This is a genomic window from Nocardiopsis coralliicola, assembly GCF_054779695.1.
Map to the genome: position 1 here is coordinate 236,842 of NZ_BAAGXT010000002.1, position 26,786 is coordinate 263,627.

The 26,786-nt window shown below is 74.6% G+C and carries 25 protein-coding genes; 12 read left to right on the forward strand and 13 right to left on the reverse strand.

From position 1 onward, the window contains the following. Nucleotides 1-48 precede the first annotated feature (48 nt). Entirely contained in the window at nt 49-471 is a 423-nt protein-coding gene (locus tag ACYVGT_RS03185; protein WP_460854840.1) for a GNAT family N-acetyltransferase, read from the reverse strand. Between the two features lie 669 nt (nt 472-1,140). On the opposite strand from ACYVGT_RS03185, the gene ACYVGT_RS03190 reads away from it, so the two are divergent. From ACYVGT_RS03190 to ACYVGT_RS03200, 3 genes are all read left to right on the forward strand, one after another. Beyond that, a complete protein-coding gene (locus tag ACYVGT_RS03190; protein WP_460854841.1) occupies nt 1,141-2,268 on the forward strand; it encodes a hypothetical protein in 1,128 nt (375 codons plus the stop codon). A 412-nt stretch (nt 2,269-2,680) separates the two neighbouring features. Continuing rightward, nucleotides 2,681-3,304, forward strand: coding sequence for an AAA family ATPase (locus ACYVGT_RS03195; RefSeq protein WP_460854842.1), 624 nt, complete (start codon nt 2,681-2,683; stop codon nt 3,302-3,304). 90 nt (nt 3,305-3,394) lie between these two features. Beyond that, entirely contained in the window at nt 3,395-4,018 is a 624-nt protein-coding gene (locus ACYVGT_RS03200) for a hypothetical protein (RefSeq protein ID WP_460854843.1), read from the forward strand. 72 nt (nt 4,019-4,090) lie between these two features. Here ACYVGT_RS03200 and erm read toward each other — a convergent pair whose 3' ends face one another. Then, on the reverse strand, nt 4,091-4,942 hold the full coding sequence (gene erm, locus ACYVGT_RS03205; protein WP_460854845.1) for a 23S ribosomal RNA methyltransferase Erm: 852 nt from the start codon (nt 4,940-4,942) through the stop codon (nt 4,091-4,093). An 842-nt stretch (nt 4,943-5,784) separates the two neighbouring features. Next, nucleotides 5,785-7,014: an MFS transporter gene (locus ACYVGT_RS03210; protein WP_460854846.1), complete on the reverse strand. Its 1,230-nt coding sequence runs from the start codon at nt 7,012-7,014 to the stop codon at nt 5,785-5,787. Between the two features lie 83 nt (nt 7,015-7,097). On the opposite strand from ACYVGT_RS03210, the gene ACYVGT_RS03215 reads away from it, so the two are divergent. Further along, nucleotides 7,098-8,075 (forward strand): LysR family transcriptional regulator, encoded by a 978-nt coding sequence (locus ACYVGT_RS03215; protein ID WP_460854847.1) that lies wholly within the window; start codon nt 7,098-7,100, stop codon nt 8,073-8,075. 50 nt (nt 8,076-8,125) lie between these two features. Here the strand turns inward: ACYVGT_RS03215 and ACYVGT_RS03220 are convergent, their stop codons facing one another. Both ACYVGT_RS03220 and ACYVGT_RS03225 read right to left on the reverse strand, forming a co-directional pair. Beyond that, nucleotides 8,126-9,166, reverse strand: a complete 1,041-nt coding sequence (locus tag ACYVGT_RS03220; RefSeq protein ID WP_460854848.1) for an NAD(P)-dependent alcohol dehydrogenase — start codon at nt 9,164-9,166, stop codon at nt 8,126-8,128. A gap of 95 nt (nt 9,167-9,261) precedes the next feature. Further along, the gene (locus ACYVGT_RS03225; protein WP_460854849.1) at nt 9,262-9,750 is read right to left on the reverse strand and encodes a hypothetical protein; all 489 of its coding nucleotides are present in this window, start codon (nt 9,748-9,750) and stop codon (nt 9,262-9,264) included. A gap of 215 nt (nt 9,751-9,965) precedes the next feature. Here ACYVGT_RS03225 and xylB point away from each other — a divergent pair, with 215 nt between their 5' ends. Both xylB and ACYVGT_RS03235 read left to right on the forward strand, forming a co-directional pair. Beyond that, nucleotides 9,966-11,366 (forward strand): xylulokinase, encoded by a 1,401-nt coding sequence (gene xylB / locus ACYVGT_RS03230; protein ID WP_460854850.1) that lies wholly within the window; start codon nt 9,966-9,968, stop codon nt 11,364-11,366. A gap of 132 nt (nt 11,367-11,498) precedes the next feature. Further along, nucleotides 11,499-12,542 (forward strand): aldose epimerase family protein, encoded by a 1,044-nt coding sequence (locus ACYVGT_RS03235; RefSeq protein ID WP_460854851.1) that lies wholly within the window; start codon nt 11,499-11,501, stop codon nt 12,540-12,542. 73 nt (nt 12,543-12,615) lie between these two features. Here the strand turns inward: ACYVGT_RS03235 and ACYVGT_RS03240 are convergent, their stop codons facing one another. The 8 genes from ACYVGT_RS03240 to ACYVGT_RS03275 all read right to left on the reverse strand — a co-directional run bounded on the left by ACYVGT_RS03240 (nt 12,616) and on the right by ACYVGT_RS03275 (nt 21,388). After that, nucleotides 12,616-13,464: an ABC transporter permease gene (locus ACYVGT_RS03240; RefSeq protein WP_460854852.1), complete on the reverse strand. Its 849-nt coding sequence runs from the start codon at nt 13,462-13,464 to the stop codon at nt 12,616-12,618. Continuing rightward, entirely contained in the window at nt 13,461-14,372 is a 912-nt protein-coding gene (locus ACYVGT_RS03245; protein WP_460854853.1) for an ABC transporter ATP-binding protein, read from the reverse strand. The genes ACYVGT_RS03240 and ACYVGT_RS03245 overlap by 4 nt, the downstream gene beginning before the upstream one ends. Then, complete coding sequence (locus tag ACYVGT_RS03250; RefSeq protein ID WP_460854854.1) at nt 14,369-15,466, reverse strand: ABC transporter substrate-binding protein; 1,098 nt, start codon at nt 15,464-15,466, stop codon at nt 14,369-14,371. Before ACYVGT_RS03250 ends, ACYVGT_RS03245 begins: the two co-directional genes overlap by 4 nt. After that, nucleotides 15,459-16,622, reverse strand: a complete 1,164-nt coding sequence (locus ACYVGT_RS03255; protein WP_460854855.1) for an acyl-CoA dehydrogenase family protein — start codon at nt 16,620-16,622, stop codon at nt 15,459-15,461. Before ACYVGT_RS03255 ends, ACYVGT_RS03250 begins: the two co-directional genes overlap by 8 nt. A 219-nt stretch (nt 16,623-16,841) precedes the next feature. After that, nucleotides 16,842-18,971, reverse strand: a complete 2,130-nt coding sequence (locus ACYVGT_RS03260) for an acetate--CoA ligase family protein (RefSeq protein ID WP_460854856.1) — start codon at nt 18,969-18,971, stop codon at nt 16,842-16,844. 55 nt (nt 18,972-19,026) lie between these two features. Next, nucleotides 19,027-19,788, reverse strand: coding sequence for an SDR family oxidoreductase (locus ACYVGT_RS03265; RefSeq protein WP_460854857.1), 762 nt, complete (start codon nt 19,786-19,788; stop codon nt 19,027-19,029). 62 nt (nt 19,789-19,850) lie between these two features. Further along, nucleotides 19,851-20,978, reverse strand: a complete 1,128-nt coding sequence (locus tag ACYVGT_RS03270) for an acetyl-CoA acetyltransferase (RefSeq protein WP_460854858.1) — start codon at nt 20,976-20,978, stop codon at nt 19,851-19,853. Next, a complete protein-coding gene (locus tag ACYVGT_RS03275; protein ID WP_460854859.1) occupies nt 20,975-21,388 on the reverse strand; it encodes a Zn-ribbon domain-containing OB-fold protein in 414 nt (137 codons plus the stop codon). Before ACYVGT_RS03275 ends, ACYVGT_RS03270 begins: the two co-directional genes overlap by 4 nt. A gap of 144 nt (nt 21,389-21,532) precedes the next feature. Between ACYVGT_RS03275 and ACYVGT_RS03280 the strand changes: the two genes are divergently transcribed. The 6 genes from ACYVGT_RS03280 to ACYVGT_RS03305 all read left to right on the forward strand — a co-directional run bounded on the left by ACYVGT_RS03280 (nt 21,533) and on the right by ACYVGT_RS03305 (nt 26,667). Then, nucleotides 21,533-22,288, forward strand: a complete 756-nt coding sequence (locus ACYVGT_RS03280) for a HipA family kinase (protein WP_460854860.1) — start codon at nt 21,533-21,535, stop codon at nt 22,286-22,288. Then, nucleotides 22,285-22,671 (forward strand): DUF3037 domain-containing protein, encoded by a 387-nt coding sequence (locus tag ACYVGT_RS03285; RefSeq protein WP_460854861.1) that lies wholly within the window; start codon nt 22,285-22,287, stop codon nt 22,669-22,671. Before ACYVGT_RS03280 ends, ACYVGT_RS03285 begins: the two co-directional genes overlap by 4 nt. 168 nt (nt 22,672-22,839) lie before the next feature. Beyond that, a complete protein-coding gene (locus ACYVGT_RS03290; RefSeq protein ID WP_460854862.1) occupies nt 22,840-23,547 on the forward strand; it encodes a MerR family transcriptional regulator in 708 nt (235 codons plus the stop codon). Between the two features lie 74 nt (nt 23,548-23,621). Further along, nucleotides 23,622-24,611: a lysostaphin resistance A-like protein gene (locus ACYVGT_RS03295; protein ID WP_460854863.1), complete on the forward strand. Its 990-nt coding sequence runs from the start codon at nt 23,622-23,624 to the stop codon at nt 24,609-24,611. 253 nt (nt 24,612-24,864) lie between these two features. Continuing rightward, nucleotides 24,865-25,308: a MarR family winged helix-turn-helix transcriptional regulator gene (locus tag ACYVGT_RS03300; protein ID WP_460854864.1), complete on the forward strand. Its 444-nt coding sequence runs from the start codon at nt 24,865-24,867 to the stop codon at nt 25,306-25,308. A 105-nt stretch (nt 25,309-25,413) separates the two neighbouring features. Continuing rightward, nucleotides 25,414-26,667, forward strand: a complete 1,254-nt coding sequence (locus tag ACYVGT_RS03305; RefSeq protein ID WP_460854865.1) for an MFS transporter — start codon at nt 25,414-25,416, stop codon at nt 26,665-26,667. The last annotated feature ends 119 nt before the right edge of the window (nt 26,668-26,786 follow it).

Here is a 26,786-nt window from a genome sequence, read left to right on the forward strand (position 1 = left end):
GTGTCCCACCCCGCCGACACTCCCGGTCGCCGCGGCGGCGCAGCAGGTTCAGCGGCGCCGCATTCCCACGATGTCGGGTGCCGTCTCGGTGAAGCCGTGCCGCTTGTACAGGCGGCGCCCGGGAGGGTCGGCGAGCAGGCTGATGTCGGCTCCGGGGGCGTCTTCTTCGATCGCGGCGGTGAGCGCGCTGAGCACGGCGTCGCCGATCCCGCGACGCTGGTGGCCGGGGAGCACGGCCATGTCGATGATGTGGAAGTACCAGCCGCCGTCCGCGATCACCCGCCCCATCCCGACGGTCTCTCCGGTGGCGCGGTGGACCGCGCGGACGGCCGCCCATGCTCCGCCGATGCCCCGCTCGGCCTGTTCGCGCGTCGGTTCCGACAGCCCCGCTTCGCGGCGCAGCCGGAGGTAGTCGTCGACCGAGGGCGGGCCCGCCACCACGTCGTAGTCGCTGTCGCCGGTGCTGTTCATCGGTGTTCCTTTCGCTGTGCCGAGTGGGGCAGGGCCGGCCGGGCCGCAGATGGATGCGGAGGCTGCCGGGGGCCGCGGTGGGCTGCTGTTGCCTCCCGGTTGTGTACCAGGTGGTGCGGGTCCGCAGCTCCGCGGGCACCTCCCCGGCGGTCCCGGCGCGACTCACGGCTGCACCGCTACACGGGCCGGGCGTGGCTTCCAGAGGAGCACGACCGCGGCGAGTCCGGCGGCGGTCGGAGCCATCGATGGGGCTCCGAGTGCCGGCGCCAGGCCGGCCTGGCGCGTTGGTGTCGGGGGTGAGGAGGAGGGTGAGGCCGACGAGGACGGCGGCCGCGAGCAGGGCCGTCGCCAGGGGGCGCCGCCCAGCGTCTCCCTGCCGCGGCCGCCCCGATTGCGATTGCCCACGCCGCAGCGCCGGCGGCCCCGACAGCGGTCAGGATCACCTGGTAGGCGGTGACTGCGCTGTCGATCCGTGCAGCGCTGTAGGCCGGGTAGCCCTCGCGGATGTGGCTGGCGAGCAGTTGGGTCGTGGCGCTGTCGGCGTAGGGGAGCGCCGTCGCGATGACGGTGGGGCCCACTCGCCTCCATCGCGGTCGGAAAGGCTGTGAGCTGGAGCGATTGCGGCGTGTCGACGGTAGGACGCAGGTGCGGGAGGGGTATGAGGGACCGGTGAGCGCTGAGAACGGGAGTCCGACGATGCACCTCGCCACCGCGACCGCGCCGCAGGCGGCGGCGCTGTACGCCCTGCTCTGCGTGTTGGCGCCGGACGGCGCCGCGCTGCCGCTCCGCCGGGTCCCGGCGCCGCTGCTGCAGGGCGGTCCGGTGGACAGCGCCGACACCCCGCTCGACGAGGACGGGCTCGCCCGGCTGCTTGCCGAGCTGGCCGCCGACGGCCGGATCGCTCTCGAGCCCGAGGACGGCGGCAGCGGCTACGGCGTCCGCATCCCGCCGGACGAGGCCGCCGCAGCCCGCTCCGCGCTCGACGGCACCGCCGCGGCGACCGGCGAGCAGGCCGCGCGGATCCTGGAGGCGGCCCGCGGGCTCGACCCCGACTTCGAAGCCGCGGGCTACCGCGCGCTGCGCGAACTGCGCGAGCACGCGCTCGGCCCGGTCCACCCCGACACGCTCGCCACCGCCCTGCACTGTGCCCGCCTCGCCCAGGTCGGCGCCCCCTCCGAGCGCACCCGGGAATGCGCCCGGATCCGCACCATCGCTGAGCGCGAGCTGGGCGCCGACCACCCCGTGACGCTCGCCGCTCGGCGCACCGCCGCCGAGGCGCGCTCCGAGGCCGGCGACCCCGCACTCGCCCACGAGGAGTGCGCCAAGGTGGCGGCGGCGTGCGATCGGCGCTGGGGGCCCGGCCACCCCGAGACGCTGTCGGCGCTGCTGCACGCCGGCGTCGCGGCCGGGCATCGGGGCTACACGGCCGCGGCCGCCGAGCTGCTCGACACGGTCGCCGAGCGCGCCGAAGCGCAGGGCGGTGCCGAAGACCCCGTCGCGCTGGAGGCCGTGCGCGAGCGCGCCTTCCTCGCCCTGGCCGCCGGCGATGCGGCGGGCGCCCTGCAGCGGTTCGACCGGGTGGCCGCGGCGTCCGCCCGCACCCTGGGCCCCGAGCACCCCGACACCCTCGACGCCCGCTTCCACCAGGCCCTGGCCTGGGCGCGCACCGGAGAGCGGGACCGTGCCTGCGCCGCGCTCTCCGAGGTCGCCGGTGTCCGCACCGCCCGCCTGGGCGCCGACCACCCGGCAACCGCCCGCACCCGCGCCGCCCTGACGACCCTGGAGCGCTCCGTCTGATCGCCCCCGGATCCTGGGTGGAGACGGCCCGTTTCCGCTGCGCGGCCCGAGTCTGCTCCTGCGGCGAGTCGGTCGACGGCCTCGGTGATCGGCACTCGGGTGCCCGTCTCCGCAGCTGCGGAGGCCCGGAGCAGCGGCTCGGCGGCGGATCGTCCGCCGCGAGCGCGGCGCGGTCCGCGGGGATCGCGCCGGGCAGCCGGATTTGCGGGCGGACCCGCGCTCCAGCATGGCCGGGAGAGGGTGGTGAGCAGGACGATCGCGTCGAATCAGTGGAAGAACCGGGCCTGGTTCCGGGCGGTTCCCGCGATGAAGAGCGGTACCTGGTCGCTCACGCGCTCAGTGGGCAGCGCGTCGGTCCGCTGCTCGTGCCAGCGCTCCCCGGTGCGGCGCCGCCGCGTATTAGCATCGGCCCATGCTGGTGTGGATCAACGGGCCGTTCGGCGGCGGCAAGACGCAGACGGCGCATGAGCTGCACCGGAGGCTGCCCGGAAGCGTCGTCTGCGACCCCGAGCACGCGGGGATCGGGCTGCACCGGATGATGCCGCGCGAACTGCGGGGGGACTTCCAGGACTTCGCGGCGTGGCGGTCCGGTGTCGCCGAGGTCTTGGACGAGGTGCTGCGCCGCCACACCGGCGGCCCTGTGCTGGCGCCGATGACGCTGGTGGACCCGGGCTATTTCACCGAGATCGTCGGCCGCCTGCGCGGCCAGGGCCACACCGTGCACCACTTCGCCCTGCTGGCCGATCGGAAGACCGTGCTGAAGCGGCTCCGCGAGCGCAGTGCGGTGCACGCCCTGCGCGGCCGCCACCCGCTGAAGCAGGAGAGCTTCGCGGTGCGCCGCCTCGACGACTGCCTGGAGCGGCTGTCCCAGCCGCAGTTCGCCGAGCACGTGCACACCGACCGCCTGACGGTGCCGCAGGTCGCCGACCGCGTCGCGGCTATGGCCGGAGTGCGCCTGCGGCCCACCACCGACGGACCCGCGCGCCGCTTCCTGCGCACCACCTGGACCAGCATCAAGCACATCCGCCTGGGTTGAACCCCGCAGCGCCAGAGGCGCGCGGCGTCCGCGGGTCCCTATGCGCTGTGCGGATGCAGGGGGCCAGAGCCCGGCGCTACTCTGCCCGGCATGCCTCCCCTCGACCGCCGGCGCCGCCGCGCCATCACCGTCACCGCCACCGCGGCAGCTGCGCTCGCAGCCGCGGTCGGGCTGCTCTTCGACCCGCTGTCGGCGGCGGCGCTGGTGGCGGCCGCCGTCCTGGTGGCGGTGACCGGGGCGCTGGTGTGGTGGGCCACCGGGGGGATCCGCCCCGAGCGTGCCGTCACGGCGCTGGTCCTCCTGGTCTGGGGCGCTTGCGCGGTGGGCGGGATCCTCGGCTCTGCGGCGGCCTCTCCGCTGCGGCCGCAGCCTCTCGTGGCGACCCAGAGCATGACGCCCAACCCGTTCGAGACCACCACCGACTTCGGCTGGTTCGCCTACTCGCCGCCGCCGGACGCCTCCGCACCCAGTGACCTGCCGGCGTCCTCCGGCCCGCCGGAGGGCGCCGGGCTTGCCGGTGAGGGGACCAGCACGGGCACCATGGTGCTGCCGCCGGCGTTCTCCGACCCGCACCGCACGCTGGGCCTGGGCCTCGGCTGGTTCCCTGCCCTCGGTGCAGCTATCGCCTACCGGCGAACGCGCCCGGCCGGTGGCGCAGCCGCTGCCACCAGCTCTGCGATTGAGGACGCGGGCCCGCAGCAGCCGGATTCCTGAGGCGCTCCAGCGCCCGGGTTCTTCCCGCTCGGCGTGGTGCCGCCACGTGGGAAGCGGCGGCACCACGCAACCTCAGACGTCAGTGCCGAGCAGGTGCCGGGCGATCACCGTCCACGCGCCGGGGGAGACGTGGCCGACGGGCGTGCCCGGGGACACCTCCGCGGCGCGCAGGGCAGCGTCGACCCGGGCCCGGGGGTGGCTGCGGCGCAGCGACGCGGCGAGGGAGCCGCCCACGCCGCGGAAGCCCTCACCGACGAGTTGCCGGTAGGCGGGCAGCGCGGAGGGCGGAAGCAGCGGACGGTCGCGGCGCCGGATCAGCAGCAGGCCGCCGTCGACGCTCGGCCGCGGGCGGAACCGGTCGCGGCGCACCGGGCCGGCGTAGTGCCAGTCGAACTCCGGCCAGCTCAGCACGGTGCGCCGGGTCCAGCGGCCCGCGGTGCCGGCCCGCTTGCGCGCGACGTCGTTCTGCACGAGCAGCGCCGCTGACTGCAGCGCCGGCGCGGTCAGGCACCGGTCGACGATCGCTGCGGTCTGCGCGAAGGGGATGTTGCCGACCATCCGGAACGGGGTACCGGGCAGCCGCGCGGCCGTGACGTCCTCCTCGATGACCCGCACCTGCGGGTCGCGGCCGAATCGGCGGCGCAAGCGCTCGGCGAAGGCCGGGTCGATCTCGTAGGCGTCGACGTGGAGGTCGGCGGCGCGCAGCGCGCGGGTGACGCGGCCGTCGCCGGAACCGGGCTCGACGGCGCGGTCGCCGGGAGCGGCGCCGGCCAGGCGCACCAGGCGGCGGGCAACCGAGGAGTCGGCGAGGAGGTTCTGCGACAGGGTGCGGCGCCGCTCCCGGGGCCTTCCGGCGGAGGCCGCGGCCGGGGCAGGGGTGCGGGGCGCGCTGGAATGGGCGCGCCGGCGCGGATTGGCGGGCATGGGTGTCCGTTTCTCGCCGCCGCGGTTGCGGCGGCCGGCCAGGACGGGCGGCGCGGTCGCCCCGCCGTCCGTCCGAAGGGATCGGGGACGCGCGGTGGACCCGGACTGGCCGGTGAGAAGGGGACGCGCGCAGAGCAGGCGGCGCCCTGTCCCGCCGCGCAGGCAGCGCGGGGGAGGGGAGGGGCGTGCTCTGCGGCCGAACGGTCGGATGCCCGGGCACGAGCACCAGCCGACCCGGAAGAGGGCGGGCAGGGCACTCGGGACGGCGGGCAGCCGCAGGGCACCGGTGTCAGCACACCGGAGGCGGTTCGGTCAGGTCAGGCGTCAGCGGCGGTCCGGGCCGGCGGTCCGGACGCGGATGTAGTGCCAGGCGGAGCCTGGGGTCGCGCACCGGGCCGCGAGGCCGGTGCGGAAGATCGCGTTGAAGGCACCCATAGTGCGGCCGAAGCTAGCAAGCGGCGCGGACGGCGTCGATCCGTTTTTTCGCAGTCACTCACTCCCCGTTATGAATCTACATCGTAAAGGTCGTGGTTTTAAAAAAGACAAGCCAACTACCCAAAGGAGCGGCTTCGCCGCCCTCTCCAACCAAAACGGAGGGCTCCTCTCGGCGTCGCTACGTGAACGGGGCCGTACCTGCCTGGGCGGCTCGGCTTCGCGAGCACGGTGCCGGGCACGTGCACCGCCGCGCCCGGAGGAGTGGCGTCGCTGCCGGGATGCCGTACCGCGGCGCGGAGGCCCGGGGCGTACGCGGTTCGAGCCAGCCTCCCTCGGCAGCGCGGTGCGAGCGGTGGGAACAGGGCGGATCCTGCACTCTGAGCGGAAACCTTCCGGAGAGCCGCGGGTCAGGGCCGCGCGCCGGTGCGGAGCACGGCCGCCGCACAGGGCACGGTGCACGCGGCGCCCGCCGCGGCCCCGAACGCCAGCGCGGTCCCCAGCGGCAGCCACAGGGCCAGCGCGCCCACCGCGACCGCCGGGAGGCCGGATCCGAGGTAGAAGAAGACGTACAGCGCGCCGGTGACGGCGCCGCGCTGGTGTTCGGGCGCGACCGCGTCGACCGCCGCCGCTGCACCCCCGTAGGCGAGGCCGTGGCCCGCACCGGCCAGCAGTGCGGCGGCCAGCACCGCGGTGAGCGAAGCTCCGCCTGCCGCAGTGAGGAGGAGCAGGCCCGCGCCGAGGGCGGCGAGGCCGGCGAGCTGTGCGTCGCGGGCGGCGGCGCGGCGCACGATCGGCTGCATCGCTACCGAGCAGGCGAGGACCGCGGCGAGCACGGTGCCGGTCGCGGCGGGCCCGCCCAGTCCCTCGCCGGCCAGGAGTGAGGGCAGTACGGCGAGGAAGAGCCCGGCCGCGGCCCAGGCGAGGAACCCCGACATCGCGGCGGTGGCGAAGACCGCGCGGATGCCGCGCGGGATGCGCGGCCGCACCGGTCGCCAGTGCCGCAGCCCGGCGCCTTCCGGCGCACTGCGCAGGGTGCGGTGCGGCCGGCGGAGCCGGAGCCAGCCGATGGCCAGCAGGGCCAGGTGGGAGGCGAACGGGACGGCGGTCGGGGCGGGCGCGTACTCCGCGAGGACGCCGGCGGCGAAGGGGCCGGCGGCGGTGCCGGTGAGGAAGGCGGCCCCGGTCAGCAGGGCGGCGCGGCCGGGGCCGCCGAGCGTGTTGCGGGCGATGAGGACGCCCGCGGCGGTGGTGGCGGCGCCCATTGCCGCGCCCTGGGCGACGCGGCCGGCGGTCAGCCAGGCGGCGCTGTCGGCGAGGAGGAAGCAGAGCGAGCCGACCGCTGCGGCCGCGATGCTCGCCCGCAGCACAGGCCGGGGGCCCAGTGCGTCGGAGGCTTGGCCGAACACCAGCAGTGCGGGTGCGCTGACCAGGGCGAAGGTGGCGAAGAGCAGGGTGGTGCCGAGGTCGGTGAGGCCGAAGGCGCCCTGGTAGGCGGGCAGGAGCGGGCTGGGTAGGTAGGCGCCGGCGGTGAGCACGACGAGGAGGTAGATGCCGGTGCGGACGGCGCGCCGGCCGGACTGCGGCGCGGGCGCGGGTGCGGTCGGGGCCTGGGGCGGGAAGGTGTCGCTCGTGGTCACGAACCCAGGATCGGCGACTTTAATCATGAGCACAATCAATGGTTTTACTCGTGGAGTGTGCAGATTTATTGCACAATGGGGGCATGATCGATCCCCGGTTGAAGGTGCTGCAGATGGTGGACCGGCACGGCACGGTCACTGCTGCAGCTGCCGCGCTGAACTACACTCCGTCGGCTGTCTCCTACCAGCTGCGGCAGCTCTCCGCCGACCTCGGCGCCGATCTGGTGGCGCCGCAGGGGCGGGGGATCCGGCTGACTGCGGCGGCGTTCGCGCTGCTGGACCACGCGGAGGGGCTGTTCGCCGAGGCGGAGCGCGCCCGTGCGGCGCTGGCTGCGGCGGACGGGGATCCGCGGGGCCGGTTCACCGTGTGCGGCTTTTCGACCGCGGCGATGCGGCTGCTGCCGCCGGCGGCCGCGGCGCTGCGTGAGCGCTTCCCGCACGTTCGGCTGCGGGTGATCGAGGCGGAGCCGGAGCGCTGCTTCGATCTGCTGGCCGCGGAGGAGGCGGATCTGGCGCTGGTGGTCAATACCGCGGATACGCCCGCCTACGGCGATGACCGCTTCGACCGGCGGCACCTGTTCGACGATCCGCTCGATCTGGTGGTGCCGCGGGGGCACCGGTTCGCGGGGGCCGCCAGTGTCGGCCTGGCGGAGGCGGCGGAGGAGTCGTGGATCGTGGGCCAGCCGGGCGGTGCATACCACGGGCTGGTGCTGTCGGCCTGCCTGGCTGCGGGGTTCACGCCGCGGATCGACCATTATGCCGATGAGTGGAGTACCGGGACGGCGCTGGTGGCGTACGGGTTCGGCATCATCCTGGTGCCGCGGCTGGCGCGGCTGATCGATGCGGAGGAGCTGGTGCGGGTGCCGCTGCACGGTGATCCTGCTCCGGCGCGCCCGATCACTGCGGCGCTGCGCAACGGCGGCCGGGGGCATCCGGTGCTGGCGGCGGCGCTGGAGGAGATCACCCGGCTGGCGGGGGAGCTGGTGCCGTCGGGCGGCGGTTCCGGCGCGGTGGGCCCGGTCCTGCGTGCGGGTGGCGAGGAGGAGCCGCTGCAGCTGTGACGGGGGCGGGCGCCAACCGGGTGTGCTGGCGCCCGCTGCCGCGGTCCGGCTCAGTCGGTGGGCACGATGACGGCGCGGCCCTGGATTTCTCCGTGGTGCAGGCGCCGGTAGACCTCCGGTCCCTGTTCCAGGGTGTAGCGCTCGACGTGGACGCCTACGGCGCCGCGCTTGGCGAGTTCGATGAGTTCGATGAGTTCGGAGCGGGTCCCCCAGTAGGTGATGCCGGCCCGGACTCCGTAGGGGACGTCGGAGAAGCCGACGGGCTGGGCGCCGCCGGCGATGCCGACGATGTTGAGGTCGGCGTCCTTGGCGAGCATCTTGGCGCCGAGGTCGACGGTGGGTTGGGCGCCGACGAAGTCGAAGACGGCGTTGGCGCCGCGGCCGGAGGTGAGGTAGCGGACGGCGTCGATGGCGCTGGAGTCGGACTGGAGGGTGTGGTGGGCGCCCATCCGGGTGGCGAGGTCGAGGCTTTCCTGGCGGACGTCGAGGGCGACGACGGTGGCTGCGGTGGTGGCGCGGAGCAGTTGGACGGCGACGTGGCCGAGTCCGCCGACGCCGATGACGACGGCGGTGGCTCCGGGGTAGAGGTTGCGGGCTGAGCGTTTGATGACGTGGTAGGGGGTGAGGCCGGCGTCGGTGAGCGGCACGGTCTGGACCGGGTCGAGGCTGCCGATGGGGACGAGGTGGCGGGCGTCGTCGACGAGCAGGTAGTCGGCGAGTGCGCCGGGTCGGCCGAGTCCTGGCGGGTTGATGCCGAGTTCGGCGGCGCGGACGCAGTAGTTCTCTTCGCCGAGTGCGCAGGCGCGGCAGACGCCGCAGCCCCAGGGGCCGTAGACGATGGCGGCGTCGCCGACGGCGACGGAGGCGACGCCTTCGCCGACCTGGGCGACGGTGCCGGCGGCTTCGTGGCCGAGGGTCATCGGCAGTGCGTAGGGGAAGTCGTCGGCGGGCCAGCTCATGACGGCGATGTCGGAGTGGCAGACGCCGGCGGCGGTGACTTTGAGCAGGACCTGGCCGGGGCCGGGCTGGGGTGCGGGGATCTCGACGACTTCGGGGTCGTGGCCTACTGCCGTGTACTGGATGGCGCGCATCCGGTCCTCCTGGGTCGCTGCCGTGTCGGTCCCGGCGCTGTGCGCCGCTGCCGGTGGCTTTCCCAGCGGTCGCCTACGGCCATCTCAGCGGGGCGTCAAAGCCTGGTTGGGCGGTGGGTGCTGAGGTGTCCGGCGGTCCAGCCCAGCCCGGCTGCTGCGAGGGCGGCTGCGGCTGTTGCGGCGAGGTGGGCGGCTGGGAGGTGGGCTGCGGTCCAGTGTGCGGCGTCGAGGTTGGCGGTCAGGGTGGCGAGGCCGAGGCCGGTGAAGAAGGCGGCGCAGCCTGCTTGGAGGGCGAGGTAGCGCGAGCGGGTGGTGTGGTCGGTGGGGGCGCCGGAGCGCAGCATCAGCAGTACCGAGCCGCACACGGTGAGGAGGGCGGCCAGGGGTATTGCGACGGCGGCGGCGAGGGGTCCGGACCCGTCGGGTGGGCCGCCGAGTGCGCTCCAGTGGAGGGCTACCGGGTCGGGGAGGCGGTGGCGGAGGAGGAGCGGGGCGCTGAGCGCTGCGGCGGCCGGCGTGTAGAGGGCGGCGGTGGCGGCGAGGAGGGGTGCTGTTGCGGTGCGCGGGGCCGGTGGCGCGGTCACGGAGTTCCTCGGTGGTGGAGCGGGCGGGTGTCTGTGCTGCGGCGGGGCCCGGTGTGCTGGACAGTGTCGCAGAGGGCCGACCGGGTGGGCCGTTTCGGGTGCGGGCTGTGCGGGAGGGGAGGGGCGAATTGACCGGAGTGCGGGGGCGTGGCCAGACTGATCGGCAGCGGCCCGCGGTGGGCCGTATCGCACCCCTCTTACCCCCGGGAGTACCGATGTCGCTGGTCGCGGGCGTCGACTCGTCCACTCAGGCCACCAAGATCGTTGTCCGCGATGCGGCGGACGGGTCGCTGATCCGGCAGGCGCAGGCGGCGCATCCGGTGGGGACGGAGGTGGATCCAGAGGCGTGGTGGTCGGCGCTGCGGGAGGCGGCGTCGGGCGGGCTGCTGGAGGGTGTGTCGGCGGTTGCGGTGGCGGCGCAGCAGCACGGCATGGTGGCGCTGGACGAGGGGGGTTCGGTGGTGCGGCCGGCGTTGCTGTGGAATGACACCCGGTCGGCGGGGGATGCTGCGGACCTGGTTGCGGAGTTTGGCGGTCCTGCGGTGTGGGCGGATGCGGTGGGCTCGGTTCCGGTGGCCAGTTTCACGGTGTCGAAGCTGCGGTGGCTGGCGGGCAATGAGCCGGAGAATGCGGCGCGGGCGGCGCGGGTGGTGCTGCCGCACGATTGGCTGACGCAGCGCTTCACCGGCGGCGCGTATGTGACGGACCGCGGGGATGCGTCGGGGACGGGGTATTACTCGGCTGCGGAGGGCGGGTACCGGCCTGATCTGCTGCGTGCCGCGTTCGGCCGCGATCTGGAGCTGCCGCGGGTGGGTGCGCCGGGTGAGGCGCTGCCGGCCGGCGGTCCGGGTGCGGAGTTGGCGCCGGGGCTGCGCGCGGTCGGGGTGGGGACCGGGGACAACATGGGTGCGGCGCTGGGCCTGGATGTGCGGGCGGGTGACGTGGTCGTGTCGGTTGGTACGTCGGGGACGGCGTTTGCGTCGACTGCGGCGGCGGCTGCGGCGGACCCGTCGGGGGCGGTGGCGGGTTTCGCTGACGCGGCGGGGCGGCATCTTCCGCTGGTGTGCACGTTGAATGCGGCGCGGGTGCTGGATGCGGGGGCTGCGGCGCTGGGGGTGGACCGGGCGGGGTTCGACCGGTTGGCGCTGCAGGCGCCGGCGGGGGCCGGGGGTCTGGTGCTGCTGCCGTATCTGGAGGGTGAGCGGACGCCGAACCTTCCTGATGCGGCGGGTCGGCTGGATGGGCTGACCGGTGCGAATCTGACGCCGGCGCATGTGGCGCGGGCGTTTGTGGAGGGGGTGCTGTGCGGTCTGGCTGATGCCATCGACGCGCTGGTGGTGCACGGTGTGGAGGTGCGGCGGGTGCTGCTGATCGGGGGCGGTGCGCGGTCGGAGGCGGTGCGGGCGCTGGCGCCGCAGGTGTTCGGCCGTCCGGTGGCGGTGCCGGCGGAGGGGGAGTATGTGGCCGATGGTGCTGCGCGGCAGGCGGCGTGGGCGCTGTCGGGGGAGGCGGCGCCGCCGGAGTGGGTGCGTCCGGAGCCGGAGGTGCGTACGGCGGAGCCGGCGCCTGCGGTGCGGGCCCGGTATGCCGAGGTGCGGGAGGGCCTGACCGGGTGAGGGCGGCCGCTGCGCGGGTGGTGCGGGTGGAACCGCGGCGGCGGGTGTGATGTGCTGGTTCGCTGTCCGGGGCCCGTTCGGGCTCTGGTGCCGTCCGGTGCGGCTGCGTGCCGTGCTTGAGTGGAGATTGTGATGACCGACGCGCCGGCTGCGGTGTCCGGACGCCCGTTCGGCCGCGGGGCTGATGGTGTGCCCGCTCGCCTGTACACGCTGGATGGCGGGGCGGGGGTGGTGGCGCGCGTTACTGACATGGGTGCGGCTCTGGTGGGGCTGGACGCGCCGGACCGGTCCGGGGCGGCGGCTGATGTCGTGCTCGGGTTTGATTCGGCGGAGGGGTATGCGTCGTCGGCCAATCCGCATTTCGGGGGCACGGTGGGGCGGGTGGCCAACCGTGTTTCGGGGGCGGAGTTCGTGCTGGACGGGGTGCGCTATCCGCTGGCGGCCAATGAGGGGCCGAACCATCTGCACGGTGGCGGGCGCCGCGGGCTGGACCGGATCATGTGGTCGGTTGAGGATGCGGGGCCGGCGGCGGTGCGGCTGCGGGTGGTTTCTCCTGCGGGGGAGGAGGGCTATCCGGGGCGGCTGGAGGTGACGGCGGAGTTCCGGGTGGCTGGCCGCGTGCTGGAGATCGAGTATCGGGCGGTTGCGGATGCGGCGACGCCGGTGAACATGACCAACCACGCCTATTTCGATCTGGCGGGGCCGGGGGCGCCGGGTGCGCGGGGGCGTACTGCGGGCGACCATCTGGTGCAGGTGGAGGCGGATGCGTATACGCCGGTGGACGGTGCGCTGCTGCCGACGGGGGTGGTCGATCCGGTGGCGGGGGCGCTGGATCTGCGGGAGCCGCGGCGGATCGGTGACGCGCCGGGCGGCTATGACCATAATTTCGTGCTGCGCGGGAGCGGGCTGCGGCGGGCTGCGGTGCTGCACCATCCGGATTCGGGGCGCACGCTGGAGGTGGCGACCGATCAGCCGTGCCTGCAGCTGTATTCGGGCGGGGGGATCCCGGCCGGGCTGGTGGGCAAGGCGGGGCGGGTGCACGGGCCGGGGGCGGCGGTGTGTCTGGAGCCGCAGGGCTATCCCGATGCGGTGAACCGGCCGGAGTTTCCGCCGGTGGTGCTGCGGCCGGGTGAGGTGTACCGGCACCGGATCCGGTTCGCGCTGAGCGCTCGGTGATCGGGCCGCATGTCCCGGCCCCGGAGTGCCTGGGGCCGGGACGTGCGGCGGGTGGGGGTGCGGTCCGCCGCACTCAGGTTTCGGTCAGGTCTTTGGACCAGAATGCGACGCGCCGTTCGAGCCAGCGCATGGTGCCGTAGAAGGCCAGTCCGAGCAGCATGAGCAGGAACAGGATGGCGAAGACGCCGGGCACGTTGAACTGGGAGCGGGCCAGCAGCAGGATGTAGCCGAGTCCGGCGCGGGAGCCGATGAATTCGGCGACGACGGCGCCGATCAGGGCGAAGACGACGCCGACGTGCAGGCCGGCGAAGATGTAGGGCACGGCGTTGGGGACGCGCAGGTAGCGGAAGAGCTGCCAGCGGGACGCGCCGAGCGAGCGCATCAGCTCGTATTGGTCGCGGTCGCGGATCCGCAGGCCCTGCAGGGCGTTGATGAGGATCGGGAAGACGCACACGATCACCACGATCGTGGTCTTGCCGAGGTTGCCGAACCCGAACCAGAGGACCACCAGCGGCGCGATCGCGATCTTGGGCAGGGTCTGGAACGCCACCACGTAGGGCATGAGGATGCGTTCGACGCGGGGCATGCTCGCCAGTAGTCCGGCGCCGAGGACGCCGGCCAGGGCGGCGATGGCGAAGCCGGAGGCGGTGGAGAGCACGGTGGAGCCGATGTGGGTCCAGTAGAGGCCGGTGGCGAAGCCGTCGGCGAGTGCGGCGGCGACCTGGGTGGGGGCGGGCAGGACGAGGTCGGAGACCCAGCCCATGCGGGAGATGAGTTCCAGGAGGCTGAGGGCGGCCGCGCCGACGGCGGTGGAGGCGGCGATGTCGCGGAGCCGCTGGGGGGTGAAGCGGCCCGCGCCGGCGGGCGGGGTGCCGGCGGGGGCGGGTGCGGGCGCTGCTGCGGCGCTGTCGGTGGCGGTCATGGTGCGGCCTCCGTGGTGCGGGGGGTTCCGGCCGCGGCGTCCTCGCCGGGGGTGCGGTGGTCGAGGTGGGCGCGGATCTGCTCTTCGGCGGCGCGGAACTCGGGCGTGGACTGGGCGCGGGGGCCGCGCGGCCGGTCCAGGGGGATGGGGAGGTCGGCGACGACGCGGCCGGGGCCGGCGGAGAGCACCAGGACGCGGTCGGACAGCAGGACGGCCTCGGTGATGCTGTGGGTCACGAACAGCACGGTTTTGCGCTGATCGAGGTGGATGCGCTGGAGTTCCATGTTGAGTTCTTCGCGGGTCATGGCGTCGAGCGCGCCGAAGGGCTCGTCCATCATCAGCAGGTCGGGGTCGTGCAGGAGGGCGCGGGCTATGGCGGCGCGCTGCTGCATGCCGCCGGAGAGTTCGCCGGGGTGCTTGTCGGCGGCGCCTTCGAGGCGCACCAGCCGGATGAGGTCGGCGGCGCGTTCGCGTGCGGCGGTGCGGTCGAGGCCGAGGATGTCGGCGGGCAGGCGCACGTTGTCGCGGACGGTGCGCCAGGGCAGCAGGGCGGGGCTTTGGAAGACCATGCCGTAGGTGCCGGGGCCGACGGGTGCGCCGGTGCCGCGGTAGGAGACGGTGCCGCCGGTGGCGGGGATGAGGCCGGCGCAGAGTTTGAGCAGGGTGGTTTTGCCGCATCCGCTGGGTCCGACGAGGCTGAGGAATTCGCCTTGGGCGACGGCGGTGCTGACCGGTTCGAGGGCGATGGATTCGGGTGCGCCGGGGGCGGTGTAGGTCTTGGATACCTCGGTCAGTGTCAGCACGGTGCCGCTGCCGTCGCTGCTCCCGGTGCCGGCGGCGCTGTCGCTGGCGCTGTCTGCGGTGGCGCCGGCTGCGCCTGGTCCGGGGGTGGCGGGGTCGGTGCTCATTGCGGGGGGCTCCATTCCGCCGCCTGGCGCTCGACGGCGTCGGCGTCGAAGTCGTTGATCTCGGGGAGGAGGTCCTCGGTCCACAGCTGGCTGCGGGTCACGTCGGAGCTGATCACGCCGGCCTCTTGGAGCAGCTGGGACTGGGCCTCGATGGAGTCGTCTGCGGTGGCGCCCCAGACTCCGCCGACCGGCTGGGTGTTGGCCTGGCGGGCTTCGAGGACCCGGATGCCCTGGGCGACGGCGACGTCCTCGTCGACGCCCAGCGGCTTGGTTTCGGGGTAGACCTCCCAGGTGAGGCGGACGGCGGCCTCGGGGTTGGCTTCGGCGAACAGCGACCCCATGGCGATGCCGCGGGCTAGGGCGACGACGGTGCTGCGGTTTTCGCGCAGGTAGGTTTCGTCGGCGGCGAGGACCTGGCCGAAGCCCATGTCGGCGGTCTCCTGGTCGGCGATCTCGCGCAGCGGCACGCCGAACTCCTCGATCTCGGCGTGCGGGGCGTCCCACAGCGCGACGACGTCGATGTCGCCCTGCTTGATGAACTGCAGGGCTTCGGCGCCGGTGCCGATGGTGACGAAGTCGGCCGATTCGGGGTCGGCGCCGGCGCGCGCCATCATCGCCTTGACCATGAAGATGGAGCCGGATTCGAGGCTCTGCACGCCGATGGTGGTGCCGGCGAAGTCGGCGGGGGAGTCGATGGGGCTGTCCTCGGGGACGGCGGGCACGAGGTAGTTGCGGGTGACCTGGTCGTAGAAGGACACGAGCGGGGAGCCCTGTTCGACGGCGCTGAACAGCGAGGATCCGGCGGCGATGCCGAGGTCGATCTGGCCGGCGTCGAGGGCCTGCACCACCGCGGAGCTGCCTTCGAAGCCCATCACTTCGACGTCGAGGCCCTCGTCGTCCCAGTAGCCGAGGGCATCGGGGACCGCGGCGTAGGGCGATTGGGCGGGGCCGAGGAGGGCGGTTGCCACGCCCCACCGGAGGGGGGTTCCGGTCGGTTCTTCTGTGCCGCAGGCCGAGAGCAGGGCGGCCGCGGCGATGGCGGCCGCTGCTGCGGCGGTGGTGCGGTGCGCCCCGGGGGCGCGGCGTTCAGGCATGGCGGGCCTGCCCTTGGGCGATGAGGGCGCGCCCGATCACACCCTGCTGGATTTCGCTGGTGCCCTCGTAGAGGCGCAGCAGGCGCGCGTCGCGGTAGAGGCGCTCCACGGGCACGCCGCGCATGTAGCCGGAGCCCCCGTGGATCTGCACGGCGCGGTCGGCGACGCGGCCTGCCATCTCTGAGCAGTAGTACTTGGCGGCGGAGGGGCCGACTTTGGTGTCGGTGCCGTCGTCGTAGCGGTCGGCGGCGGACAGGGTGAGGGCGCGGCCGGCGGCGATCTCGGTGTAGGAGTCGGCGAGCATGGCCTGGACGAGCTGGTGTTCGCCGATGGGGCGGCCGGATTGGATGCGGTGGGCGGCGTGGGCGGTGCTTTCGTCCAGGGCGCGCTGGGCGAGGCCGACGCTGATGGCGGCCAGGTGGAGGCGGCCGCGGCGCAGGGCGCCCATGGCGGCGCGGAAGCCGGCGCCTTCGGCGGCGGGGCCGCCCAGCAGCCCTTCGGGGCCGATGGCGGCGCCGGTGAAGTGCACTTCGGCGGTGTGGGCGCCGGCCTGGCCCATTTTGGCGTCGGGTGGGCCGACGGTGATGCCGGGGGTGTCTGCGGGGACGAGGTAGACGGAGAGCCCGTCGGGGCCGGTGGTGCGGGGTGCGCGGGCGAAGACGACGAAGAGGCCGGCGTGGGGGGCGTTGGTGATGAAGCGTTTGGCGCCGTCGAGGGTGAAGCCGCCGCTGCTGGTGGGGGTGGCGGTGGTCTGGAGTGCCGCCGGGTCGGATCCGGCGCCTTCTTCGGTGAGGCAGAACGAGGCGATGGCTGCGCCGGAGGCGAGCTGGGGCAGCCAGTGGCGGCGCTGCTCTTCGGTGCCGTGGTGCAGCAGCGCCTGCCCGGCGATGCCGTTGTTGGTGCCGAACAGGGAGCGGAACGCGAGGCTGACCCGGCCCAGTTCGAAGGCGAGGCGGACCTCTTCGGCCATGGTCAGGCCGAGGCCGCCGTAGGAGGCGGGGATGGCGAAGCCGAACAGGCCCATGGCGGCGGCCTTGGTGCGCAGGGTGTCGGGGACGGCGTCGTCGCGTTCGATGGCGTCTTCGGCGGGCCGGACCTCGCTGTCGAGGAAGGCGCGGACGGTGGACAGGACTGCGGTGAACTCGTCGGGGTGCATGGGCTCTCCAGGGGCCGAGGGGTGCGCGGTCCGGAGCCGGCGGCGCCGCGGGGGCGGGGCGGGCCAGCGGGGGGGCGGGGGGGGTGCTCCCGCGGTGTGGTGGTGCCGTGGAGGGATGGTGAGCGGCGCTGCGGGGCGGGTGCTGGCGGGTGCGGCCCCGAGGGTGCGCGGGGCCGCACCCGCCGCGGTGGGGGCCGGCCGGCGGCCGGCCCGCGGGATTCAGGTTGAGGGGGCGGCGTAGGCGTCGACGGCGGCGGTTCCGTGCGGGCCGGCGATGAGCGGGTTGACGTCGAGTTCGGCGAGGTCGTCGCCGACCTCGGCGGCGAGTGCCGCGATCCCGGCCAGTGCGCGGGCGAGCGCCCCGGTGTCGGCGGCGGGGCGGCCGCGCACCGGGCCCAGTACGGCGTTCAGCGGAAGCCGGCCGATGAGGGCGCGGGCGCCGTCCAGGTCCAGCGGCGGGCGCGCCACCACCCCTTCGCCGACGAGTTCGGCCAGCGTGCCGCCGTGGGCGAGCAGCAGCACCGGGCCGAACACCGGGTCGTGTTTGATGCCGGCCATGAGTTCGGCGCCGGGCGGCGCCATGCGCTGGACGAGGAGGCGCGCATCGGGGTGCCCGCTGCCGCGGGCCCGCCCCAGCAGCTCTGCCGCCGCGTCCTGCACGGCGCCGGCGCCCTCCAGGCCGAGGCGGACGCCGCCCAGCTCGGTTTTGTGCGCGAGGCGGTGCGACAGCAGCTTCACCGCGACGTGGCCGCCCAGTGCGGATGCTGCTGCGGCGGCGTCGTCGGGGGTGGCGACCGGGCGCTCGTCGGCGACCGGGACGCCGTACAGCGCCAGCAGCTGCTTGGCTTCGTGCTCGTCCAGGGCGCCGCCCTGCCCGCGGCGGCGGGCGCGGTCGAGCAGGAGGCGGGCGGATTGGCGGCGGACGGGATCGGCGGCCGGTACCGCCCGGTGGGTGCGGGCGGCGGGGCGGCGCGGGGTGGTCCATTCGCCCAGGCCGGCGAGTGCGGCGGTGGCGCGTACGGCCCGGCCGGGGTCGCTGAACACGGGGACGCCGCGGCGAGCGAGTTCGCGGGCGGGCCGGCCGCTGCCGCCCACCCAGGTCACCACGACGGGTTTGGGGGTGTGGGCGGCGACCCGGGCGACGGTGGCGATGACGTCGTCCTCGCCGTTGGTGACGGCGCCCATGAGCAGGTGCACGATGTCGGTTCCGGGGTGGTCGGCGCAGAGCCGCAGCACGCCGTCGAGCATCGAGGTGTCGGCGATGGCGGTGGCGGTGACGTCGATCGGGTTGGCTGCCGAACCGTAGCCGGGGATGGCGTCCTCCATCCGCTGGCGCCAGGATCCTTCCCAGACCGGCACCTCCAGGTCCAGGTCGGCGCAGAGGTCGGCCATCAGGATCCCGCCGCCGCCGGAGATCGTGACGATGGAGACCCGGGGGCCGGCTGCGGCGCGGCCGGGCGCGAGGATGCGGCCGGTGTCGATGAGCGGCTCCATGCCGTGGGTGCGCACGACCCGGTGCTGGGCGAGGACGCCGTCGTAGACGAGGTCGTCGCCGGCGATGGCGGCGGTGTGCGAGGCCGCGGCGCGCGTTCCCTGCGCGGAGCGGCCGACTTTGACGGCGGCGATGGCCTTGCCGAGGTCGCGGGCGCGCTCGGCGGCGGCGGTGAACCGGTCGGCGTCGCGGATCTGCTCGGCGTAGATGAGGACGGCGGTGACTTCGTCGCGCTCCAGGAGGTCTTCGGCGGCTTCGGAGACGGTGAGGTCGACTTCGTTGCCGGTGTTGACGAAGTGGGCGATGCCCAGCTGCGATCCGAGGGCGGCGCTGAGCAGGAAGCTGCCGAAGGCGCCGGACTGGGTGACCAGGGCGACGCTGCCGGGGAGCAGGTCGACGCCTTCCAGGGCGCTGGTGAAGGTGGGGGTGGTGCCGGAGTGGAGGTTGACGGCGCCCAGGCAGTTGGGGCCCAGGAGGCGGATGCCGGTTTCGGCGGCGGTGGCGGCGAGCTGGTCCTGGAGGGCGGCGCCGTCGGGGCCGGTTTCGGCGAAGCCGGCGGCGAAGACCATGGCGGCGCGTGCTCCGGCTGCGGCGCAGGCGCGCACGGCGCCGGGGGTATCGGCGGCGGGCACGGTGACGATGGCGAGGTCGGGGGGTTCGGGCAGGTCGGCGGGGGGGGGGTAGGCGGGCAGGCCCTGAACGGTGCCGCGGCGGGCGTTGACGGGGTGGAGGCGCTCTTTGGGGAAGCCGAAGCGGAGCAGGTGCGCCAGGGGGCGGCCGGAGATCTTGACGGGGTCGTCGGAGGCGCCGATCAGGGCGATGGAGGCGGGGGCGAGGACGGGGTCGAGTGCGCTCATCGGGGGCCTTTCGTGGGGCGGGTCGAAAGGGCGGGGGAGCGGGGGCGGGCGGGGTCTACATGCCGCGGCCGCCGGTGACCTCCAGGACGGTGCCGGTGAGGTAGGCGGCGCCGGGGGAGCAGAGCCAGCGCACGGCTTCGGCGATCTCGCCGGTGGCGCCGAACCGGCGCAGCGGTACGGCGGCGACGCGTTCGGCGAGGATGTCCTGGGGCATGGCGGCGGTCATGTCGGTGGCCACGGCGCCGGGCATGACGGCGTTGACGGTGCCGTAGCGGGCCAGTTCGCGCGCGGCGACCTTGGTGAAGGCGATCAGGCCGTATTTGGAGGAGGAGTAGTTGGCCTGGCCGAAGTTGCCGAGTTTGCCGGCGATGCTGGAGATGTTGACGACCCGCGCGCCCCCGCCGCCCCCGTCGGCTCCGCTTGCGTCGGCGGTGCCGTCGGCGGCGGTGCGGGCGCGCAGCCGCCGCGCCAGTGCGCGGGTGGTGAGGAAGGGGCCGTCGAGGTTGACGGCCATCACCGAGCGCCACTGCTCCAGAGTCATCTTGTGGATGGTCTTGTCGGAGGTGATGCCGGCGTTGTTCACCAGCGCCATGACCGGGCCGGCGGTCGCCTCGACGGCGTCGAAGACCTGCTCGACGGCGTCCTCGTCGGTCACGTCCAGGCCGACGCGGTAGCGGCCCGGCCCTGTCTGCTCGGGTGCCGGGGCCGCTACGGTGCGGTCGGCGGAGACGACGGTCCATCCGTCGCCGGCCAGGGCGTCGGCGATGGCGGCGCCGATGCCGCGCTCGCCTCCGGTCACCACTGCAACACCGCTCATCGGAGCCTCCCGCTCGGTTGTGGTGGGGTCGGTCTTTGCCGGGCGCGCCGGTGCGCCCGGTGTCATGCCGTGAGTACGGCGGTGACCTGGCTGGACAGGACGCCGCCGTTGCCGTGCACCACCGCGGTGCGGGCGCGGTCGACCTGGGCGCCGCGGGCGGTTCCGCGCAGTTGGCGGACGGCTTCGGTGACCAGGAAGGCGCCGAGCATGCCGGGGTGGGTGTAGGAGAGGCCGCCGCCGTTGGGGTTGACCGGTAGGGCGCCGCCGGGGCCGATGGCGCCGTCGGCGACGAACGGCCCGCCTTCGCCTTTCTTGCAGAAGCCGAGGTCTTCGAGGAAGAGCGGCACGTTGATGGTGAAGGCGTCGTAGAGCATGGCCAGGTCGATGTCGGCGGGGCCGATGCCGGCGCGGGCGAACGCGTCGGGGCCGGAGTGGCGGGCGGCGGTCTCGGTGAGTTCGGGCATCTGGCCGATGTGGCGGTGTTCGTGGGCTTCGGCGACGGCGGCGACGGTGATGCCGCGGGCGTCGAGGTCGGCGGCGCGGTCGGCGCGGACCATCACGAATGCGGCGCCGCCGTCGGTGACCAGGCAGCAGTCGGCTTTGCGCAGCGGGGTGGAGACCATCGGCGAGGCGGCGACGTCGTCGATGGTCAGCGGGTCGCGGGCGAACGCGTCGGGGTTGCGGCGGGCCCAGTCGCGGGCGCTGACGGCGACCTGGGCGAGCTGTTCGGGGGTGGTGCCGTAGAGGTGGGCGTGGCGGGCGGCGGCGAGGGCGTAGCCGGAGACGGGGTAGCGCAGGCCCAGGGGGGCTTCCAGGGGCGGGGGTTCGCTGGCGGAGACGAGGGCGCCGCCGTCGGAGCGCTGGGTGGAGCCGTAGGCGATGAGGGCGGTGTCGCACAGGCCCGCTTCGAGGGCGGCTTTGGCGTGGCCCATGTGGGAGACGAAGGAGGCGCCGCCGATGCTGGAGGCGTCGGTGTGGCGGGGGGTGATGCCCAGGTGCTCGCCGAGGGTGAGGGTGGGCATGAAGTGGTAGGCGCTGCTGGAGAACAGGCCGTCGACGTCGCGCGGGCTGAGTCCGGCGTCGTCGAGTGCGGCGAGTGCGGCTTCGACGGAGAGTTCGTCGGCGGTGGTGCCGGGGACGTGGCCGTGCCGGGATTCGCCGGCGCCGACGATCTGCACGCCGCGGCTCATCGCCGGACTCCCGGGGTGAAGCCGATCTGGGTGCTGCCGTCGGGTGCGGTCCAGGGGGTGAAGCGGACGCGGTCTCCGATGGCTGCCTCGGGCGGCGGGGCGCCGGCGCGGGAGTGGATGCGGCCCATGACGCGCGGGCCTTCGTCGAGGTCGACGAGGGCGACCTGGTAGGGGGCGTGTGCGCGGTGGGGGCGGGGCGGGCGGTGGACGGTGGTGGCGGAGTAGACGGTGCCGGGCCCGGCGGCGTCCTCCCAGGTGTGGCTGGTGGCGCCGCACTGCGGGCAGAGCAGGCGGGGGCGGTGGAAGGGGGTGGCGCATGCGGTGCAGCGCTGGTAGGCCAGCCGGCCCTGGTCGAGGGCGGCGCGGAAGAGAGCGGTGGGGCCGGGTGCGGGGGTGCCGGGGGGTTGCATGGGGGTCCTCTCCACCTCGCGGCGGCGGCCAGCGCCAGGGTCTGTGACGCCGGTCACGAGCATCGCGTTGAGAATAATTTATAAATCACTGCGGGCAAAGGGCTGGAGCGAAAAAGACCCTGGGCGGGGCCCTATCCTGGGCCGGTGCTGAGAGACGTGGTGGGGACGCGGTACGTGCTGCCGCTGCGCGAGGGGGGCTCCCTGCCGGGGCTCGTGGAAGCCGACGACGACGGCATGTACGTCGTGAAGTTCCGCGGCGCCGGCCAGGGGCGCAAGGCGCTCATCGCCGAGGTCATCGCCGGCGAGCTGGGCCGCCGCCTGGGCCTGCCGGTGCCCGAGCTGGTGCTGCTGGAGTTCGACGCGGTGATCGGCCGCGGCGAGCCCGACGAGGAGGTGCAGGAGCTGCTCAAGGGCAGCGGCGGCACCAACCTCGGCATGGACTACCTGCCCGGGTCGCTGGGTTTCGACCCGCTGGTCTGCGCGGCCGATGCGGGCTTCGCCGGCCGCGTGCTCTGGTTCGACGCCTTCACCGGCAACGTCGACCGCACCTGGCGCAACCCCAACATGCTGGTGTGGCACGGCGCGCCCTACCTGATCGACCACGGAGCGACGCTGATCTTCCACCACAACTGGAAGGGCGCCGCGGCGGCCGTCCAGCGCCCCTACGACGCCTCCGACCACGTCCTGGCGGGCTTCGCGCCCGACCTGGCCGGCGCGGACGCGGCGCTGGCCCCCCGGGTCACCGGCGAGATGCTGCGCGAGATCACCGCGCTGGTGCCGGATTCCTGGCTGGTCGACGAGCCCGGCTTCGACGGCCCCGCCCAGGTGCGCGGCGCCTACGTCGAGCACCTGCTGGCGCGGGCCGCCGAGCGCTCCTGGCTGCCGGAGGTGGGCCGGTGAGCGGGGGGCTGGTCGCCTACGAGTACGCGCCGATCCGGGTGGTGCCCCGGCTGGAGCGCGGCGAGCAGGTCAACGCCGGTGTCATCGTCTACAGCCAGGCCGCCCGGTTCCTCGGCGCCCGGTGCGTGCTCGACGCCGGGCGGCTGCGCGCGCTGGACCCCGGGGCCGACGTCGAAGGGGTCCGCAAGGCCCTCGCCGCGGTGGAGATGGTCTGCCGCGGCGGCGCCGAGGCCGGCCCGGCGCGCACGGAGCCGGCCGGGCGCCGCTTCCGCTGGCTGACCGCGCCGCGCAGCACCATCGTCCAGCCCGGCCCGGTCCACTCCGGGCTGGCCGCCGACCCCGCGGCCGAGCTCGACCGCCTGGCCGCCGCCCTCCTCGCCTAGGCCGCGGTTCCGGGCCCGGCCGCGGGGGAAGAGCGCCCCGCGCCCCCTCGCCTCAGGGGCCCGCTGCCGGGGCGCCGGGAGCACCGCCGGCCGGCTCCCCGCCAGCCGTGTTGACTCTGCCCTCGGGGCAGGGTTTGGGATGCGGTCATGTCTCTGGGGAGGAGCGGCATGGGCTGGAGCACCCGGGAGCTCGCCGAAATGGCGGGCACGACCATCAAGACGGTGCGCTACTACCACCAGGCGGGGCTCCTCGAAGAGCCGGAGCGCAGGGCCAACGGCTACAAGTCCTACGGCCCCGAGCACCTGGCCCGCCTGCTGCACGTCCTGCGGATGCGGGAGATGGGGTTCCCGGTCTCGCGGATCCTCGAAATCACCCGCTCTGACAGCGCCGAGGCGGCCACGCGCCGGCTCCTCAACGAGGTCGAGGCGTCGATCCGCCGCCTGGAGGGCATCCGGGACGACCTGCTCGCTTCGCTGGGCTCGGAGGGGCACTGGAAGGTGCCGCAGGGCTTCGCGGGGGTGTCGGAGCACCTCGGCCGCGCCGACCGCGTGCTGTCGCTGATGATGTCCCGGCACTTCACCGGCGAGGCCATGGAGGCGCTGCGGTCGATCAGCGCGGCACCGGATCCGGTCGATGCGGAGTTCGCGCGGCTGCCCGCCGACGCCGGTGCGGCGGCCATCGCCGACCTCGCCGCGCGGATGGCTCCGGTGATCGCGCGGGCGCGGACGCACCATCCGCTGCCGGACCGGGCGGTCCAGGGCGGGCGGGCGGCGGAGCAGCGGGCCGCGCGCTCGATGGGCAAGGCGCTCGCGGAGTTCTACAACCCGGCCCAGGTCGCGGTGCTCGTGCGCGCCGTCGAGCTGGGCGGGGCCTGAGAACCGCCTGGCTGCTTGAGCGACGCCGCCCCGGAGACGGCACGTATCCGCCGACCACGTATCGAGGCGATGACATGGATTCGCACACGCCGCCCCCCGCGGGGCCGCAGCCCTGCACGGCGGCACCGGGCCGCCCCGCGCCGCCGGCGCCCCCGGAGGGCCTGCGGGAGCCGGGCGCCGCCCCTCCCGGCCGGGAGTACCACCGGGCACTCGCGGGCGAGAACAGGAGGATCGGGCGCGGTGTCCTCGCGATCGCGCTGGTCTTCGCCGGACTGTTCGGGATCGGCGGAGCGGTCGCCGCGGCCGGAGCCCAACTCGACCTCGCGCTGGGAAACACCAACCCCGCTGCGGGGGGCAGGGACTACACCGCGGTCTTCCACGCCGCTAACACCCTCGGTATCGCCCTGCTCATCCCGTGGGCGATGCTGGTCCAGCGGTGGCTCTACGGGGTCCGCGGAGCGACGCTGGTCTCGGTCGCCTCGGCGTTCCGGTTCGAGCTCCTCGGCCGCTACCTGCTGATCGTGGGCCCCGCCGCGGTCCTGGCCATGGCCGTGCTCTCCCTGATCACCCCCGCTGAGCAGGTGGCGTGGCCGATCGCCCAGCTCACCGGCGTGCTGACGGTGACCCTCCTGCTGACACCGCTGCAGGCCGCCGGCGAGGAGTTCGGGTTCCGCGGGCTTGTCTTCCGCGCCGCGGCGAGCTGGGCGCGCACTCCGCGGGCCGGGCTCGCCGCGGGTGTGGCGGTGTCGACCGTCCTGTTCGCGCTCGCGCACCCCCAGACGAGCCCGTGGCTGAGCCTCAACCTCGTGCTGCTCAGCGTGGGGGCGGCGCTCATCACCTGGCGCACCGGAGGGCTTGAGATCGCCATCCTGGTGCACGCGCTGAACAACGTGCTCAGCCAGGTCTATGCCCAGGCGCTGCACCTGGACCTCCTCGACGGGGCGGTCGAGCCGTCGATCGTGCTCGCGAGCCTGCCGACGGTGATCGCGACCGCGGTCGTGTTCTGGCGCACGCGCGGCCGGGAGCGGCCGGCCGTTCCGGGCGGTCGGCCCCCGCGGAGCTAGGGCGTACCGGGCGGGCACCTGTCCTGCTGCGCGGCGCCCCGGCACGCCCCTCGCGGCGTTCCCCTCAGTCGAGGAGGCGAGGAGGGGCAGCGGGCCCGCCCCGGACTCCCTCGCCGGCCGTGCGCCAGTGCACCCGGCGCCGCGTCGGGACGGCGGAGCGGCAGGCGCGCCGCGGCGGCCGGGCCGGGGACGGCGGCGGCCCCACCACCCCTATTTGATTAGTTAGGCTAGCTAAATATAGAGTGGGCGGGTGATGAGCGACAGGGGAGCGGCGCCGGAGGAGGCGCACCGGCTGGCCGCGGTGATCCGCGACCTGGTGCTGCTGACCCGGCAGGCCGCCGCGGACCTGCCGGTGTCCGGCCAGCAGCTGGGCGTCCTCGGGTCGCTGGACGCCGGACCGCGCCGCGTCAGCGCACTGGCCGGCGAGCACTCGGTGCGCACGCCCACCATGACCGGCATCGTCGGGCGACTGGAGCAGGCCGGCGCCGTGGTGCGCCGCGCCGACGACGGCGACGCCCGCGCGGTCGCCGTCGAACTCACCGCCGAGGGCGCCCGCATCCTCGCCCGGGGGCGTGCCGCACGCGCCGCGTTCCTGCAGGCCCGGCTGGACTCCCTCGCCCCCGCCGAGCGTGCGGCCGTCGCCGCCGCGCTGCCCGCGCTGGCGCGGCTGGCCGACCGGGACCCGCCGCAGGGCTGAGCCGGCATCCGCGCCGGCGGGCGCCGTACGCGTTCGCCCCTTCCTCTCCGCGCGGTGCCCTCGCGCCGCACTCATAGATCCGATCACCGGAGGTTTCGCTTTCCCATGTCCACGTCCGCAGAACCGCAGACCGGGCCCCCGCCCGAGGGCAGCGCCGGCGCCGGCGCAGGCGCCGCGGGGATCGATGCGGAGCCGCCGCCCAGCCCCTGGCGCCAGCCGCTCTCCGTGTACGCCACCGCGTTCGCCGCGGTGGTGGCGTTCATGGGGATCGGACTCGTCGACCCGATCCTGCCCTCGATCGCCGAAGGCCTGGACGCCACCCCCAGCCAGGTGTCGCTGCTGTTCACCAGCTACTTCCTGGTGACGGCTGCGGCGATGCTGGTCACCGGCTTCATCTCCAGTCGGATCGGCGGCAAGGCGACCCTGCTGCTCGGGCTGGCGCTGGTGGTCGTGTTCGCGGCCGCCTCGGGCACCTCCGGTAGCGTCGGCGAGCTCATCGGCTTCCGGGCCGGCTGGGGGCTGGGCAACGCGCTGTTCGTGGCGACCGCGCTGGCCGTCATCGTCGGGGCCGCCAGCGGCGGCATGGCGTCGGCGATCGTGCTCTACGAGGCGGCGCTGGGCGTGGGCATCGCCTCGGGGCCGCTGGTCGGGGCGCTGCTGGGCGACTGGCACTGGCGGGCGCCGTTCTTCGGAACCGCCGTGCTGATGGCCGCCGGGTTCCTGCTGATCGCCGTGCTGCTGCGGCCGCCGGAGCGGCCGGCGGTGCGGACCCGGCTCAGCGATCCGCTGCGCGCCCTGGCCCATGGCGGGCTGTCGACGACCGCCGCCACGGCGCTGTTCTACAACTTCGCGTTCTTCACGGTGCTGGCCTTCACCCCGTTCGTGCTCGGAATGTCGCCCTACGGCATCGGCGCGGTGTTCTTCGGCTGGGGCGTGCTCGTCGCGGTCTCCTCGGTGTTCGCGGCGCCGCGCCTGCAGCGGGCCCTCAGTTCGGTGCGCACGCTGCACCTGGCGCTGGGCGCGATGGTCGTCCTGCTGGCCGCGATCGGCGCCGCGGTGACCGCCGGAGCCATGCCGGTGGTGATCGGCGCGGTGGTGCTGACCGGAGTCCCCATCGGGATCAACAACACCGTGTTCACCGAGGCGGCCATGGAGGTCTCCGATGCGCCGCGGCCGGTCGCCTCGGCCGGCTACAACTTCGTGCGCTGGATGGGCGGTGCGCTGGCGCCGTTCATCGCGACCAAGCTCGGTGAAGAGGTCCGCCCCGATCTGCCGTTCTTCCTGGCGGCCGCCTGCTGCGCGGTGGGCATCGGCGTCCTGCTGGCGCGCCGCCGCCACCTTGGCGCGCTGCAGGGCTGAGCGGCGGCTGCGCCGCGGGCCCGGCTGCCGGCGCGCTGTCAACGGGGTGGCGGTGTGCGGATGCGGACATTCCGTATTCCGGGAAGGGCCGTCGTCGGGGGATGGGATCTCTGCGTTAA